Source organism: Polaromonas sp. P4_F4 (genome assembly GCF_056401355.1).
Genome location: NZ_JBFUJO010000018.1, coordinates 81,140 through 94,787 on the forward strand (window position 1 = coordinate 81,140; position 13,648 = coordinate 94,787).

The window sequence follows — 13,648 nt, forward strand, 5'->3', positions numbered from 1 at the left end:
CCCCATGACCCGATCTTCACCCCACCCCAGCCTCAACCCCGAGCCTTCAGTTTTCGAATTTGAAGAAGAGTTCATCACCGGCCTGAAAACCATCTTCGAGGAGAAAATTGTTTTCAACCAGACGCTGGGCCTGAAGATCACGTCAATCCAGCCCCAGCGGGTCACGGCACGCATCGACATGCGGCACGAACTGGTGGGCCACTACGCCCACAACCGCGTTCACGGTGGCGTGATCAGCGCCGGCCTGGATGCCATGGGCGGGCTCGCGGTGATGGCGGCCATCGGCGCGCGCCACATGGACGAGACCCCGCTGCAGCGCCTGCACCGGTTTTCCAGGCTGGGAACGATTGACCTGCGGGTGGATTATTTGCGCCCGGGCATCAGCGAGCATTTTGAACTGCGGGCCGAGGTGTTGCGCCTGGGGTCGCGGGTGGCGAATACGCGCATGGAGTTTCTGGGGGCGGACGGAACGCTTTTTTCCAGCGCTGCGGCCGCCTATATCGTGTCCTGAATTTTCTGCCCCGTTTTCTGCTGCAAGCGGCGGTGTCCCTGAAAATGGCCCGTCAAAAGGCCAGTCAAAAGGCTAGTCACTTCCGGCGTCGCGCAGCGCATCCAGGAATGTCTTGCGCCACCAGTGCACATCCTGCTCACGGATATTTTTCAGCAGCTTCTGGTGCCGTCCCTGCCGCTCCTGCAGCGGCATCCGTAGGGCGTGCTGGATGGTGTCTGCCGTGCCGTCCGTATCGTAGGGGTTCACCAGCAGGGCTTCCTTCAGCTGTTCGGCGGCGCCGGCAAAACGCGACAGCACCAGAACCCCCGGATCGGCCGGGTCCTGCGCGGCAATGAACTCCTTGGCCACGAGGTTCATCCCGTCGCGCAGCGGCGTGACCAGCGCCACGCGCGCCACGCGGTAGAGGCCGGGCAGGCGTTTGCGTGCCACGTTGCGGTGCATGTAGCGCACGGGCATCCAGTCCAACTCGCCAAAGTCGCCGTTGATGGCACCGCACAGGCTCTCGAGCTCCTGCAGCAGGTCGGTGTACGTGCCCATGTCTTCGCGGCTCGGTGAGGCGATCTGGATCAACGTGGCGCTGCGGATGTTTTCCGGGTATTTTTCAAGCAGGCTCTTGAATGCGCGCAGGCGCTGCGGCAAGCCTTTTGAATAGTCCAGGCGTTCCACGCCCAGCAGCAGTTTGCGCCGGGAGTATTCGTTCCTCATGCGCTCGTACATGTCGTTCCCTTCCTTGGCGTGGGTGAGCGCGGCGAATTCGTCCACGTCAATGCCAATCGGGAAGGAGCCTGCCCGCACGGTGCGGTTGAAAGCGCGAAACCGGTTGCCGCCCAGGTCCTCGGCGCCGGCCTCGGCCTGCACATAGCGCGAAAAGTTTTGCAGGTCGGCATCGCTCTGAAAGCCCAACAGGTCGTAGGCAAACATGGCCCGCATCAGCCATTCGTGTTGGGGAATGGCCGCCAGCACCTGCTGCGGCGGCAGGGGAATGTGCAGGAAAAAACCGATGCGCTGGGTGGCACCCATGGCGCGCAGCTCGGCCGCCAACGGAATCAGGTGGTAGTCATGCACCCAGATGATGTCGTCCGGCCGCAGCTGCGTCATCAGCTTGCGCGCAAACAGCTGGTTGACGCGGCGATAGGCGCGGATGTAGCCGGCGTCAAAGCGCGCCAGGTCGATCCGGTAGTGAAACACCGGCCAGAGCACGCCATTGCTGTAGCCCAGGTAATAGCCGGCATGGTCGTCGGCGGACAGGTCCACGGTGACCAGCTTGACGTTGCCCGCCTGCTGCACATGCAACTCGCCTTCGCCCGGCGCACCGCCTTCAACGACAGTGCCGCTCCAGCCAAACCAGAGTCCACCCGTGGCATTGAGCGCATCGCCCAGCGCCACGGCCAGCCCACCGGCAGCCGTCTTGCGCGGATCGGCCACGCGGTTGGACACCACGACAAGCCGGCTCATGACATGGCCCCCACGCTTGTCACTTCGTGTACTGCGTTGCCCTCCGAGGGGGCCGTTTTTTCCTTGGGGCGGCCCGGCGGAAAAAGCGCGTTCATCGATGAAGTGATCTTGCTACGCTTAGCAGGGGCCGCGGGTCCGGCTTCGCCGGCCCGCAGGCGCCGCCCCCTGCAAGGGGGGCAGGAGCTACACGCAGTGAGCCGCCGACGGGGGTGTGCATATTTTCGGGAGCCGGATCGACTCAGCAGGGGCCGCTGGTCCGGCTTCGCCGGCCCGCAGGCGCCGCCCCCTGCAAGGGGGGAGGAGGCTACACGCAGTGAGTCCTCAACGGGGGTGTTCATATCTGTGAATCCCACGGCGCCGAGAGCCGGACCGCTGCGTTGATGATGCCCACCATGGAATAGGTTTGCGGAAAGTTGCCCCACATCTCGCCCGTGGTCGGATGCGTGTCTTCGGACAGCAGGCCTACATGGTTGCGCGCCGCCAGCATGGTTTCAAAAATCTCGCGCGCCTGCGCCTTGCGCCCAATCCGCGCCAGCGCATCAATGCGCCAGAAGGTGCAGATGTTGAAGGCGGTCTCGGGCTTGCCGAAATCATCGGGGGCTTCGTAGCGGCGCATGTAGGGGCCGTCGCACAAATGGGTTTCCAGCGCGTCGACGGTGGCAATGAAGCGCGGATCTTTCGGGTCGATGAAGCCCACTTCAATCATCAGCAGCACACTGGCGTCCAGGTCGCGGCCGCCAAAGCTCTCGGCAAAGGCCTGGCGTTCCTCGCTCCAGGCCTTCCGCAAAATGTTCTCCTGCATGCGCTGTGCATGGTCCTGCCAGTAAGCCGCCCGCTCGGGCAGCTTGAGCACCAGGGCGATCTTGGCCAGCCGGTCGCAGGCCGCCCAGCACATCAGGGCCGACGAGGTGTGGACCCGTGCGCGCGTGCGCAGCTCCCACATGCCGGCGTCGGGCTGGTCATAGGTGCGCGCGGCCTGCTCGCCCACCGCCTCCAGCCGCTGGAATTCGGCCAGTCCGGCGCGGTGCAGCAGGCGGTTGTCGTGAAAGGCCTGCGCCGCACCGAGCACCACATTGCCATACACGTCATGCTGGAAATGCTCCTGCGCCTGGTTGCCCACACGCACGGGCCTCATGCCGCGGTAGCCGCCCAGGTGGTCCATCACCGACTCGGGCAACTCGCGCTCCAGGCCAATGCCATACAGCGGCTGGATGTGCCCGCCGTTGGCCTGCACCACCACGTTGCTGAGCCAGCGCAGGTAGTCCTCCATGGTGCCGACCTCCGACAGGCCGTTGAGGGCGCGCACCACAAAAAAAGCATCGCGCAACCAGCAAAAACGGTAGTCCCAGTTGCGCTGGCTGCCCGGCGCCTCGGGAATGCTGGTGGTCATGGCCGCCACAATGGCGCCGGTGTCTTCGAAGAGGGACAGCTTGAGCGTGATCGCCGCGCGTATCACCGCCTCCTGCCATTCCAGCGGAATGTGCAGGCGCTGGCTCCATTTGCGCCAGTACGACACGGTCTCCTGCTCGAACAGCCGCGCTGTGTCCGCAATGCCCTCTGCCAGCGACTCGTCGGCGCCCAGCAGGAAGTTGTGCTCGCGGGTCAGCACGAAAGGCTGGCGGGCCAGCAGGTGCGACAGCGGAGCGTCCGTGTTCAGCCGCAGCGTCATCGCATCTCCCACATAACGCAGGTGGTTGCTGCCCTGGGTGATCAGCGGTGCACGCCGGCCCCAGTCAAAACGAATGTCGAGCGAGACGCGAATGCGCGGCGCACCAGAGAGGGGGCGCACGCGCCGCACCAGCGTCAGGGGCCGGAAGAAACGCGAGCGGCTGAAAAAACGCGGCGCGAAATCGGTGATTTCTATGCCTTGCCCGTTTTTGTCAAACAACTGGGTACGCAGCACGGCGGTATTGGGCTCATACCACTGCCTGGATTCGGCAAAATCCTCGATCTCAATGGAAAAAGCGCTGGGCAGCGTTTCGGCAGAGGGCGTGTTGCCATCGATCCGGCCGGTGCCGGGCTGCAGCAATGCGTTGAACACCGGGTCGCCGTCGAAGCGCGGCAGGCAGCACCAGACAATGCGCCCGCGGATGTCGATCAGCGCGCTGAACGCGCAGTTGCCGATCACGCCCATCGCGAGCGAGGGTTCGGCGGGCGGTACAAAGCGCGCGGAGTCGTTCGGGGCCGTCATGGGCTGGTCCCGCGCCAGTGGTTCGAGTCCTGGCAGGCGGCCTGCAGCCACTGCCGCAGTACGGCCGGCGCCGCGCAACGGTGCCTGGCCAGCGTGACGCCTTCGCCGACCTTGATGCCCTGGCCGCCGAGGAACTGCACGACGGAGAACCCGGCTTCGTCGGTCACATCGTCGCCCGCGAACAGGGGCAGGCGGCCCATAAACGGCATTTCTCCCATGAAAGCCTCAATGGCCGTTCCCTTGCTGACGCCGGCCGGTTTGATTTCAAACACACACTTGCCATGCAGCAATTCTGCGCCCGGTGTGCTGTTGGCCGCTTCCCGCATGACCCGCAGCACCAGCGTTTCGAGGTCGGGGGCCTGGCGGTAGTGCAGGGCGACGGCCGCGGACTTGATTTCGAGGTGCAGGCCGGGATGGCGTGCGGCCAGCGCCGCGGCCCGGCGCACCACCTCCTGCAGATCAGGGGCGGCGGCGCTGATGACCTGGCCATTCGCCTGGCGGCGTTGTGACCCGTGCTCGGCCGCCGTGGCCAGTTGCAGGGGCTCGAGAAACCGGTCGAGGTCCGTGAGGGTGCGCCCGGACACGATGGCCAGCGCGCCTTTCAGCCGGACTGCGAGCTGGGTCAGGGTGGGGATCAATTCCGCGGTCAGCTGCACGGCGCCGGGCAGCGGCGCCAGGTCGGCCAGTGTCCCGTCGAAATCGAGAAAAAGCGCGGTCTGCGGCCCGATCAGGGGCAGGCGGGGCGAGCCCATTTGCAGGGGTGGATGGAAGAACTGCATCAGAACTCACCTTAGCAAAACCCTTGTGATATGGATGTAGGCCAGCTTCGCTTTTTCGTTTTTTTGTTTTTGTTTTTTGTGTTTTTTTCGTTAGAGGCAGCAGGTCGCTCGGTCGCTCGGGGTCATTCGGGGTTACTCGGGGTTACTCGGAAGTGCCCGCAGCAAAGCCGGGGTTCTTGCCCACTGCAGCCACGCGTGCCTGGCGAATCATCTCGCCAATCTGCCTGCCATCCTGCCCGGCGGCCTGTGCGTCGGCGGCCACCTGGTGCGTGGCAACAGACTGGGCGACGGCGAGGGCATCCAGCAGCCGCTGGCGCTGGGGATACGGCGAATGCTCATACCCGAGACGGCCGCGGGCGTCGCACTCGCACGCCAGCAGCACGTCGGCAAAGCGCTGGGGCTTGCGAAATGCATCGCAGCGCTCCAGCAGGCGCACCACGGCCGCCGCGCCGAATCCGGCACTGCGGTGAATGTTGCCGTGCTCGCGTGCCACCACGTCGGCCAGCTCGCGGCACTCCACCGGCACGCGCAGGCGCTCGCATACGCCCTTGAGCAGGCGCGCACTGCGCTCCTCATGGCCGACGTGGCGTCCCAGCTGGGGGTCGGCCTCCATTTTTGTGCGCCAGAACTCCGGCGACTGGGGCGTGCCCTGCGCCGTCATGACACCGGCGCCTGGCGCCAGGGTCGTGCCCTTGCCCAGGTCGTGGCACAGGCAGGCAAAGCGCACGGGCAAGGATGTCTGGAGTTGCGCCGCCATGTCCATCACCATCATCAGGTGGACGCCGGTGTCGACCTCGGGGTGGTGTTCGGCGCGCTGCGGCACGCCCCAGAGCCTGGCGACTTCCGGCAGCAGCCTGTGCAATGCGCCGCAGTCGCGCAGCACGTCAAAGAGGCGCGAGGGCTTTTCTTCCATCAGGCCGCGGGCCAGCTCCTGCCAGACGCGCTCGGGCACCAGCGCATCGACTTCGCCGTCCTCCACCATGTCCCGCATCAGCGCCAGGGTTTCGGGCGCCACGGAAAAATCCGCAAACCGGGCGGCAAAGCGGGCCAGCCGCAGAATGCGCACCGGGTCCTCGCGGAAGGCGTCGGTTACGTGCCGCAAGACCTTGGCCCGAATGTCCCGCTGGCCGCCATACGGGTCGATCAGTGCCGCAAAATCAGCTTCAAAGGCGGGTGTGGCGCCGGTTGCGGCGCCTGCCGAACGGGCCGGAGCCGCGATGGCATTGATGGTGAGATCGCGCCGTGCCAGATCCTGCTCGAGCGTGACGTCCGGATCGGCATGCACCACAAAGCCGTGGTAGCCGCGCGCAGTTTTGCGCTCGGTGCGTGCCAGCGCGTACTCTTCGCGAGTTTCGGGGTGCAAAAACACCGGGAAATCCTTGCCCACCGGCTGATAGCCCAGGGCCACCAGGTCCTCGGGCGTTGCGCCCACCACCACCCAATCGTGGTCCTGCACCGCCAGGCCCATCAAGGCATCGCGCACCGCGCCGCCGACCATGTAAATCTGCATGTCCGAAGTGTAGGCCTTGCCCGACCCACGCGGCACGGGCGGCCGCGCGGCCCTGCTGCTCACGGCTGCTTGATCAGGATGAAGCTGCTGTCCAGGTCCGTGGGATAGCCCTGGGCGTCCTTGGCGCTGCCTGCATCGCCAAACTGCAACTGGCTGCCGGTGACAAGCGCAAGGTCCTTGAAGCTCGGGAGGGTCGAAGGCGTGATGGTGATCCTGTCAGACCCGGAGGGCCCCGATCCCGGGCTGTCGATGGCCACGCTTCCCGAGAGTTTCGGGACCGCGGTGGGACCCGAGAGCTTGAGAACGTCGCAGCTGGAGGTGGCAAAAATGGTGACCGTCGTCGTGAAGGAGCCATGGGTCGCGTCGATCTTGGCGGCCGTGAAGCTCGTCAGGGCGGAGACACTGACGCCGCTAACGACGGTGGCCTGGCAGTTGGTCCAGTTGCCAACGTATTTGTCGATCGGCTCGGAAGATATCAGTGCAGCCGTGCCGCCATCGCCTCCGCCGCAGGCCGCGACCAGAAAAGCCGCGCTTGCGACTGAAGACAACCAGGCCAGTCGAATCATGATGAACCCCTCGCTTGAAGTTGTTGACGGGACAATTCATGCTAGGCCATAAATCGGGACTGCGCAATCAGACAGGATCGGGGTCTGGTACCAGGCGGTACGGTTCCTCGAAGTCCCGGAAGTCTTTTTCTGCCAGTGCATCGTCAATCCACGCCTTGACGCCGGGCAGCGCGCTCACGCGAGCGACATATCCTCTCCTGCAGGTATTTCGGGGGTCAGGAAAACACGGGGCGGAAAAAGCTGCGTTCGTAACTGATGATGCAGCCGGTGGCTTCTGCATATTTGAAGGCGGCCTGGCAGTCTGCATCTTCAAAGGAGCGCTGGCGATAGCTTTCGTAGGCGGCCAGGCTGTCAAAGGTAAACAGCGCCAGCGCGATGTTGTTGGCCCCTTCGCTGGGCATGAAATAGCCGTGGTGTTTGCCGCCGAATTTTTCGACCAGCGGAATCCACAGTTTGCCGTAGTGCTCAAACTCCTTGAGCTTGGTGGCATCGAGTACGTAGCGCAGGTAAATGGTGACCATGAGGAGGCTTGCTTTCTGTGGATCAGCGTTTGAGCCGGTACGGTTCTTCAAAATCGCGAAAATCGTTTTCAGCCAGCGCGTCGTCGGTCCAGGCTTTCACGCCAGCCAGGGCGCTCAGGCGCTGGATGTAGGCTGCGATCTCAGCAGGAACAGGCAGGGCGTAGCTTTTCAGGCGCATGCAGACCGGGGCGAAGAACGCATCGGCGATGCTGAACTCACCAAAAAGCATGGGCTCCTGAACGTTTTTATGCTGCGCCAGCAGCTCGCTCCACATGGCGATGAGGCGCTGCACGTCGGCGCGCACGCCGGGCTTGTCGCGCCAGATCAGCTGGCCCACTTCGGGCAGGCTGGCCTCAATGTTCATGGGGCAGGCCGAGCGCAGGGCGCCAAAGCCGCTGTGCATCTCGGCGCAGATGCTGCGCGCCCGGGCGCGTGTCTGCAGGTCCTGGGGCCAGAGGTTTTTGTCAGGGAAGCGCTCGGCCAGGTATTCGGCGATCGCCAGGCTGTCCCACACCACAAACCCATCATCGTCCAGGGCCGGCACCTTGCCCACCGGGCTCACACTGCCGATCTTTTGCTTGAAGCCCGAACCGGCGTCAAACGAATCAAAGCGCACCTTGATTTCTTCAAAAGGAATGCCGGCCTGCCTGAGCAGCACCCAGGGCCGCATGGACCAGGAAGAGTAGTTTTTGTTACCGATATAGAGCTTGAGCATGGAAATCCCCGATCTGCTGACGATGAAGGTCACAATGAAACGACAGGCGATGCTACAGGTACGCCAGTACACCATTGATGCAAAAAAATCGCCGGATTGATGCTACACGCACCCTGAGCGAGGGCGCGCGTGGGAGCCAACGAACGCAGCGCCGGGCCGCCCCGAGGGAAACCCCCGAGGGGCTGGAGCCTGCGGCTCCCCGCGGCCTGCAAGGCCTCGAGAGCTACACGCAGTGTGAGCGTGGGGACTCTTCATYCCAGCAGGGGCCGCGGGACTGGCTTTGCCAGACCGCAGGCGCAGCGGCCCCTTCGGGGGGCAGCGCAGTACACGCAGTGACAAGCGTGGGGGCTCTTCATTCCAGCAGGGGCCGCGGRACYGGCTTWGCCGGGCCGCAGGCGCAGCGGCCCCCTCGGGGGGCAGCGGCTACACGCAGTGAGCAAGCGTGGGGGCAATATTCTTCAAGACCTTCCAGCCGTCTTGCGCTTGGCCGTCAGGCCGCCGCGCAGGCCCTGCCTGCCCAGGTAGGACGGGGCGATGGCACTCAGGGCGGTGGGCGTGATGCCCAGCGCCTTCAGGCCGGGCAGCTTGCCGCTGGCCACATTGTCGGTTTGCATGGCGTCCAGGTTGTCGCGGCTGAGCAGGGGCTCGCCAGGCAGCAGTTCCATCAGGCGCGCCTGCAGGCGTCCCAGCGGTGCCGGCAGTGCGACGACCGGCCGGCCCTTCCCGCCATCGATGCCGGCATAGCGGCCCGCCAGCTCCACCAGCTGCCGCAGTGTGAACACGTCGGGCCCGCAGGCTTCGTAGACCTGGCCAATGGAGCCGCCGTCCTGCAGGCAGCGCACCACGGCGCTGGCCACGTCTTCCACCCAGACCGGCTGAAAGCGCGCCTGGCTGGCGGCCAGCGGGACCACCGGAAACAGCTTTTGCATCCGGGCAAAGGTGTTGAGGAATTTGTCTTCGGCGCCAAAGATCACGCTCGGGCGCAGCAGCGTCACATCCAGCCCGGCGCTGAGCAGCACGGCCTCGCCGCGGGCCTTGCTGCGCTGGTACATCGATGCCGAGCTGATGGACGCGCCGAGCGCGCTGATGTGAACAATGCGCCGCAAACCACCGGCCTCGCAGGCACGCACCAGCGCCAGCGGCAACTGCACGTGGGCTTTTTCAAATGCGGCCTCCGTGCCGTGCAGGATGGCGATCAGGTTCACCACCGCGTCATGCCCGGCCAGCAGGGATGTCAGGGCGGCGGTGTCATGCACATCGATCTCGATCGCGTCCAGCATTGGCAGTGTCTGGAGGTGGCGGGCGTTGTCAATCCGGCGTGTCGCCACGGTCACGCGGCATTGAAGCTGGGCCAGTTTCTCGCAGACATGGCGGCCCACAAAACCGGTGCCGCCGAGGATGAGAACTTGTTTCATGGACCTTAATTTAGCGCGTTTGGACAACTTTGCTTTAAAAAAATGATTTTTATCGTAAAAACGGTTTTGACACCGTTTTTTCGAGGGATTAAGCTATTAAATTGATAGCTTATGTGCAGGCCGGCGTCGAATTCTCTGTAGGCAAAACCCGCCATTTGCCTACACGCGCGGGCAGGCAGGGTCCGGACAATTGCCGGATGAATATCTTCGAAGCACTGCGCATCAGCCACGAAACCCAGCGAGGCCTGGTGGACCACCTGATCAAGACCGAGGGCGACAGCCCCGAAAGGCACAGTCTCTTCCGGGAGCTCAAGCAGGAGCTGGCGGCCCACGCGGCCGCCGAGGAGCGGTTTTTCTATGTGCCGCTGATTGCCCACGACATGACACAGGCACCGTCGCGCCACGGTATCGCAGAGCATCATGAGATGGACGAGCTGGTGGAGCAGCTGGAAGCAACGGATTTCACGTCGCCGGGCTGGCTGGCCACGGCGAAAGAGCTGCACCACAAGATCCATCACCACCTGGAGGACGAGGAGCAGGGCATCTTCCAGCTGGCGGGCAAGGTGCTCACCGAGGCCGAGAAGCTGTCGCTGGCCAAAGGCTACGAGGGTGAGTTCGTCTCCCAGCGTGTCGGGGGCTGAGGCCTTCGCTGCAGGCCGACGTGGGCCCCGTTCAGGGATAAATTTTCTCTCCGCGGCTCAGCATCCCTGCAAACTGCAGGAGGCGACGCTCCCGGGTCTCCTGCTTTTTCGCCGTCTGGAGCCGAAACAAGATGGCATAGCGGTTGCGTGAGTCGAGGGTTTCAAAAAAGGCCTTCGCCCGGGGCTCCCTGGCCAGCAGGGCTGCCAGGTCGTCAGGGATGGTCACCTTTGCCTGCCCGTCATAGGCCGCATCCCAGCGGCCATCGGCTTTGGCGCGTTCGATCTCGGCCAGGCCGGCGGCTTGCATGTGCCCGGCAGCCAGTAGCGCCAATGCCTTCTCACGGTTGATTTTGGACCAGATGCTCCTGGCCCGGCGCGGCGTGAATTTCTGCAGGAAGTATTGCGCGTCCAGCTTTTTGCGCTGGCCGTCTATCCAGCCCTGGCACAGGGCTGCTTCCAGCGCTTCGGGGTGGGAAATGGACGCCAGGCCCGAATCCTTCCTGGCCATCTGCAGCCAGACCCCCGGGCTGCTGGCATGGTGCCTGGCCAGCCAGTTCGTCCAGCATTTCCTGTTTTTGCAGGCGAGGATCGCCACGGCTTCGACGGGTTGGGTCATGGTGCCATTCTGCGCGAGCAAATGGCATACGGTTCAGTGAGCACACCGCGCGCAGTGCCGATCGTCTCCTTCCCCCGCTGGGGGAAGGCCGGGATGGGGGCTCGCGGCGTGGGCGTCGGGCCACCGCGCTCATCTGGTCGTCGCTGGCCCCCACCCCAACCCTCCCCCGGAAGGGGAGGGAGCTTCACGGGTCCTTGGCTGACCGTATTGGAGCAAATGGAGAAGGGGAGAAGGGGAGAAGGGAAAAGCGGAAAGGAGCGGGGGAAGGAGGTCAGGTGCTGGCAATCTTGCGCGGCTTGCCAAAATCGTCGATTGCCACGTAGGTCAGGCTGGCCTCGGTGACTTTGATGTAGCGGCCCTGTGCGCGAAAGCGCTCGGCATACACCTCGACCTGCACCGTGATCGAGGTCGTGCCGATGCGGGTGAGGCTGGCAAAAAAGGAGAGGATGTCGCCCACCCTGACCGGCTGCTTGAAGATGAACTGGTTGACGGCCACGGTCGCCAGGCGCCCGCCCGCGTGGCGCGCCGGTACCACGGAGCCCGCCAGGTCGACCTGGGCCATGACCCAGCCGCCAAAAATGTCGCCATTGGCGTTGCAGTCGGCCGGCATCGGAATCACCTTGAGAACGAGTTCCTTGTCGGTAGGCAACAGGACGCTGAGGGCGTCTGCAGCCTCGGCGGCCTCAGCGGCCGCCGCTGCGGCGGCTTTGGCGTGTATACCCGGGTTGGCGCTTGATTCGAAAGACATAGGCACAATCTTGAGTAGGAATTTAAACAACCAGGAGCCCGTCGGGCTCTTGCCACGATTGTCACTCATGCGCTCCCGAGCTTCCACTGTCGATTCTTCCCTTCATCTGCCTGCTCCGGCCGGCTCCCCGGCGGCCGCCGCGGGGCGCTCGGACCTGGGGACGCTGAAGCGGCTTTTCCCGTATTTGTGGGAGTACAAATGGCGCGTCGTGGCGGCCCTGGCCTTCATGGTGGGGGCCAAGCTGGCCAATGTGGGCGTGCCGCTACTGCTGAAAAACCTGGTCGACGCCATGAGCTTCAAACCCGGCGATGTGCAGGCCGTGCTGGTGGTGCCGGCTGCGCTGCTGCTGGCGTATGGCCTGCTTCGCCTGTCGACCACCCTGTTCACCGAGCTGCGCGAACTGGTGTTTGCCAAGGCCACGGAAGGCGCGGCCCGGCGCATTTCGCTGGAAGTGTTCCGGCATCTGCATGCGCTGAGCCTGCGTTTTCACCTCGAGCGCCAGACCGGCGGCATGACGCGCGACATCGAGCGCGGCACGCGCGGCGTGCATTCGCTCATCTCCTACTCGCTGTACAGCATCATCCCGACGCTGATCGAGGTCACGCTGGTGCTGACCCTGCTGGGCGTCAAGTTCGACGTCTGGTTTGCCGCCATCACCGGCATCGCGCTGGTGTTCTATATCTTCTTCACGGTCACGGTGACCAACTGGCGCACGCAGTTCCGCAAGACCATGAACGAGCTGGACTCGTCGGCCCACAGCCGCGCCATCGACTCGCTGCTGAACTACGAAACCGTCAAGTACTTCAACAACGAGGAATTTGAGGCCGCGCGCTACGACGAGAACCTCAAGCGCTACCGCAAGGCCGCCATCAAGAGCCAGAACACCCTGAGCCTGCTCAACACCGGGCAGCAGCTGATCATTGCGATCGGGCTGATGGCCATGCTGTGGCGCGCCACGCAGGGCGTGGTCGATGGCCGCATGACGCTGGGCGACCTGGTGATGGTCAACGCCTTCATGATCCAGCTGTATATTCCGCTCGGTTTTCTGGGCGTGATCTACCGCGAGATCAAGCAGAGCCTGACCGACCTGGACAAGATGTTCACGCTGATGGAGCGGGAGCGGGAAATCGCCGACGAGCCTTCGGCACAGCCGATTCGCATCGACGCATCGCCGGCAGTGTGTTTTGAAAATGTCAGCTTTGCCTACGAGCCGGCCCGCCCCATCCTGCACAAGGTCAGCTTTGAAATACCGCCGGGCAAGACGGTGGCCGTGGTGGGGTCGTCGGGCGCCGGCAAATCGACGCTGGCGCGCCTGCTGTTTCGCTTCTACGACGTGAGCAACCCGCATGAGGGCGGCCGCATCACCATTGCCGGGCAGGACATCAGGCACGTCACCCAGGCCAGCGTGCGCCAGGCCATCGGCATCGTGCCGCAGGACACGGTGCTCTTCAACGACACGGTGGAATACAACATTGCCTATGGCAAGCCGGGCGCCAGCCACGCCGAGGTGGAGGAGGCGGCCCGCGCGGCGCGCATCCACGACTTCATTGCCTCCACGCCGCTGGGCTACAAGACCATGGTGGGCGAGCGCGGGCTCAAGCTGTCGGGCGGCGAAAAGCAGCGCGTGGCCATCGCCCGCACGCTGCTGAAAAATCCCCCGGTGGTGATTTTTGACGAGGCCACCTCGGCGCTGGACTCGGCCAACGAGCGCGCCATCCAGGCCGAACTGCGCACCGCCGCGCAGAACAAGACCACGCTGGTCATCGCGCACCGGCTTTCCACCGTCGTCGAGGCGCACGAGATTCTGGTGATGGACAGCGGGCGCATTGTGGAGCGCGGCACGCACGCTCAGTTGCTCGAGATGGAAGGGGCTTATGCGCGCATGTGGGCGCTGCAGCAGAATTCCTCAGAGGCTTACGCGTAAATCGGCAATTCATCGGTATGTAGCGGCGGAAGTTTGCTATTTAATTGATAGCTGAC

Annotated in this window: 13 protein-coding genes and 1 pseudogene; 3 read left to right on the forward strand and 11 right to left on the reverse strand. The window is 64.2% G+C overall.

Features of this window, described 5'->3' with window-relative positions; all coding sequences use genetic code 11:
* Positions 1 to 4: 4 nt before the first annotated feature.
* Positions 5 to 511 carry a thioesterase family protein gene (locus AC1DUR_RS18290; protein ID WP_477721915.1) on the forward strand — a complete coding sequence of 169 codons (507 nt, stop codon included), beginning with the start codon at positions 5 to 7 and terminating at the stop codon, positions 509 to 511.
* A gap of 72 nt (positions 512 to 583) precedes the next feature.
* Here the strand turns inward: AC1DUR_RS18290 and otsA are convergent, their stop codons facing one another.
* The 9 genes and pseudogenes from otsA to AC1DUR_RS18335 form a co-directional block, all read right to left on the reverse strand.
* Positions 584 to 1,966: an alpha,alpha-trehalose-phosphate synthase (UDP-forming) gene (gene otsA / locus AC1DUR_RS18295; RefSeq protein WP_477721916.1), complete on the reverse strand. Its 1,383-nt coding sequence runs from the start codon at positions 1,964 to 1,966 to the stop codon at positions 584 to 586.
* Positions 1,967 to 2,300: 334 nt separating this feature from the next.
* Positions 2,301 to 4,157 carry a glycoside hydrolase family 15 protein gene (locus tag AC1DUR_RS18300; RefSeq protein WP_477721917.1) on the reverse strand — a complete coding sequence of 619 codons (1,857 nt, stop codon included), beginning with the start codon at positions 4,155 to 4,157 and terminating at the stop codon, positions 2,301 to 2,303.
* Entirely contained in the window at positions 4,154 to 4,936 is a 783-nt protein-coding gene (otsB, locus tag AC1DUR_RS18305) for a trehalose-phosphatase (protein WP_477721918.1), read from the reverse strand. Before otsB ends, AC1DUR_RS18300 begins: the two co-directional genes overlap by 4 nt.
* A 142-nt stretch (positions 4,937 to 5,078) precedes the next feature.
* Positions 5,079 to 6,446 (reverse strand): multifunctional CCA addition/repair protein, encoded by a 1,368-nt coding sequence (locus AC1DUR_RS18310; RefSeq protein WP_477721940.1) that lies wholly within the window; start codon positions 6,444 to 6,446, stop codon positions 5,079 to 5,081.
* Positions 6,447 to 6,505: 59 nt separating this feature from the next.
* Positions 6,506 to 7,012, reverse strand: a complete 507-nt coding sequence (locus AC1DUR_RS18315; RefSeq protein WP_477721919.1) for a hypothetical protein — start codon at positions 7,010 to 7,012, stop codon at positions 6,506 to 6,508.
* A gap of 67 nt (positions 7,013 to 7,079) precedes the next feature.
* Positions 7,080 to 7,202: pseudogene (locus tag AC1DUR_RS18320) on the reverse strand (glutathione S-transferase); the annotation flags it as partial.
* 25 nt (positions 7,203 to 7,227) lie between these two features.
* Positions 7,228 to 7,533, reverse strand: a complete 306-nt coding sequence (locus AC1DUR_RS18325; RefSeq protein WP_477718313.1) for an NIPSNAP family protein — start codon at positions 7,531 to 7,533, stop codon at positions 7,228 to 7,230.
* Positions 7,534 to 7,555: 22 nt separating this feature from the next.
* Complete coding sequence (locus AC1DUR_RS18330) at positions 7,556 to 8,248, reverse strand: glutathione S-transferase family protein (RefSeq protein WP_477721920.1); 693 nt, start codon at positions 8,246 to 8,248, stop codon at positions 7,556 to 7,558.
* A 458-nt stretch (positions 8,249 to 8,706) separates the two neighbouring features.
* The gene (locus AC1DUR_RS18335) at positions 8,707 to 9,663 is read right to left on the reverse strand and encodes a complex I NDUFA9 subunit family protein (RefSeq protein WP_477721921.1); all 957 of its coding nucleotides are present in this window, start codon (positions 9,661 to 9,663) and stop codon (positions 8,707 to 8,709) included.
* A gap of 197 nt (positions 9,664 to 9,860) precedes the next feature.
* Between AC1DUR_RS18335 and AC1DUR_RS18340 the strand changes: the two genes are divergently transcribed.
* On the forward strand, positions 9,861 to 10,304 hold the full coding sequence (locus AC1DUR_RS18340; protein ID WP_477721922.1) for a hemerythrin domain-containing protein: 444 nt from the start codon (positions 9,861 to 9,863) through the stop codon (positions 10,302 to 10,304).
* Between the two features lie 31 nt (positions 10,305 to 10,335).
* Here the strand turns inward: AC1DUR_RS18340 and AC1DUR_RS18345 are convergent, their stop codons facing one another.
* Entirely contained in the window at positions 10,336 to 10,920 is a 585-nt protein-coding gene (locus tag AC1DUR_RS18345; protein ID WP_477721923.1) for a YdeI/OmpD-associated family protein, read from the reverse strand.
* 271 nt (positions 10,921 to 11,191) lie between these two features.
* On the reverse strand, positions 11,192 to 11,668 hold the full coding sequence (locus tag AC1DUR_RS18350; RefSeq protein WP_477718308.1) for an acyl-CoA thioesterase: 477 nt from the start codon (positions 11,666 to 11,668) through the stop codon (positions 11,192 to 11,194).
* 67 nt (positions 11,669 to 11,735) lie between these two features.
* On the opposite strand from AC1DUR_RS18350, the gene AC1DUR_RS18355 reads away from it, so the two are divergent.
* Positions 11,736 to 13,592: an ABCB family ABC transporter ATP-binding protein/permease gene (locus tag AC1DUR_RS18355; protein WP_477721924.1), complete on the forward strand. Its 1,857-nt coding sequence runs from the start codon at positions 11,736 to 11,738 to the stop codon at positions 13,590 to 13,592.
* Positions 13,593 to 13,648 lie beyond the last annotated feature (56 nt).

Coding starts and splice junctions, on each gene's coding strand:
- otsB (WP_477721918.1), bottom strand. CDS start 4,936: ATGCAGTTCTTCCATCCACCCCTGCAAATGGGCTCGCCCCGCCTGCCC.
- AC1DUR_RS18340 (WP_477721922.1), top strand. CDS start 9,861: ATGAATATCTTCGAAGCACTGCGCATCAGCCACGAAACCCAGCGAGGC.
- AC1DUR_RS18325 (WP_477718313.1), bottom strand. CDS start 7,533: ATGGTCACCATTTACCTGCGCTACGTACTCGATGCCACCAAGCTCAAG.
- AC1DUR_RS18300 (WP_477721917.1), bottom strand. CDS start 4,157: ATGACGGCCCCGAACGACTCCGCGCGCTTTGTACCGCCCGCCGAACCC.
- AC1DUR_RS18290 (WP_477721915.1), top strand. CDS start 5: ATGACCCGATCTTCACCCCACCCCAGCCTCAACCCCGAGCCTTCAGTT.
- AC1DUR_RS18330 (WP_477721920.1), bottom strand. CDS start 8,248: ATGCTCAAGCTCTATATCGGTAACAAAAACTACTCTTCCTGGTCCATG.
- AC1DUR_RS18315 (WP_477721919.1), bottom strand. CDS start 7,012: ATGATTCGACTGGCCTGGTTGTCTTCAGTCGCAAGCGCGGCTTTTCTG.
- AC1DUR_RS18335 (WP_477721921.1), bottom strand. CDS start 9,663: ATGAAACAAGTTCTCATCCTCGGCGGCACCGGTTTTGTGGGCCGCCAT.
- AC1DUR_RS18350 (WP_477718308.1), bottom strand. CDS start 11,668: ATGTCTTTCGAATCAAGCGCCAACCCGGGTATACACGCCAAAGCCGCC.
- AC1DUR_RS18310 (WP_477721940.1), bottom strand. CDS start 6,446: ATGCAGATTTACATGGTCGGCGGCGCGGTGCGCGATGCCTTGATGGGC.
- AC1DUR_RS18345 (WP_477721923.1), bottom strand. CDS start 10,920: ATGACCCAACCCGTCGAAGCCGTGGCGATCCTCGCCTGCAAAAACAGG.
- otsA (WP_477721916.1), bottom strand. CDS start 1,966: ATGAGCCGGCTTGTCGTGGTGTCCAACCGCGTGGCCGATCCGCGCAAG.
- AC1DUR_RS18355 (WP_477721924.1), top strand. CDS start 11,736: ATGCGCTCCCGAGCTTCCACTGTCGATTCTTCCCTTCATCTGCCTGCT.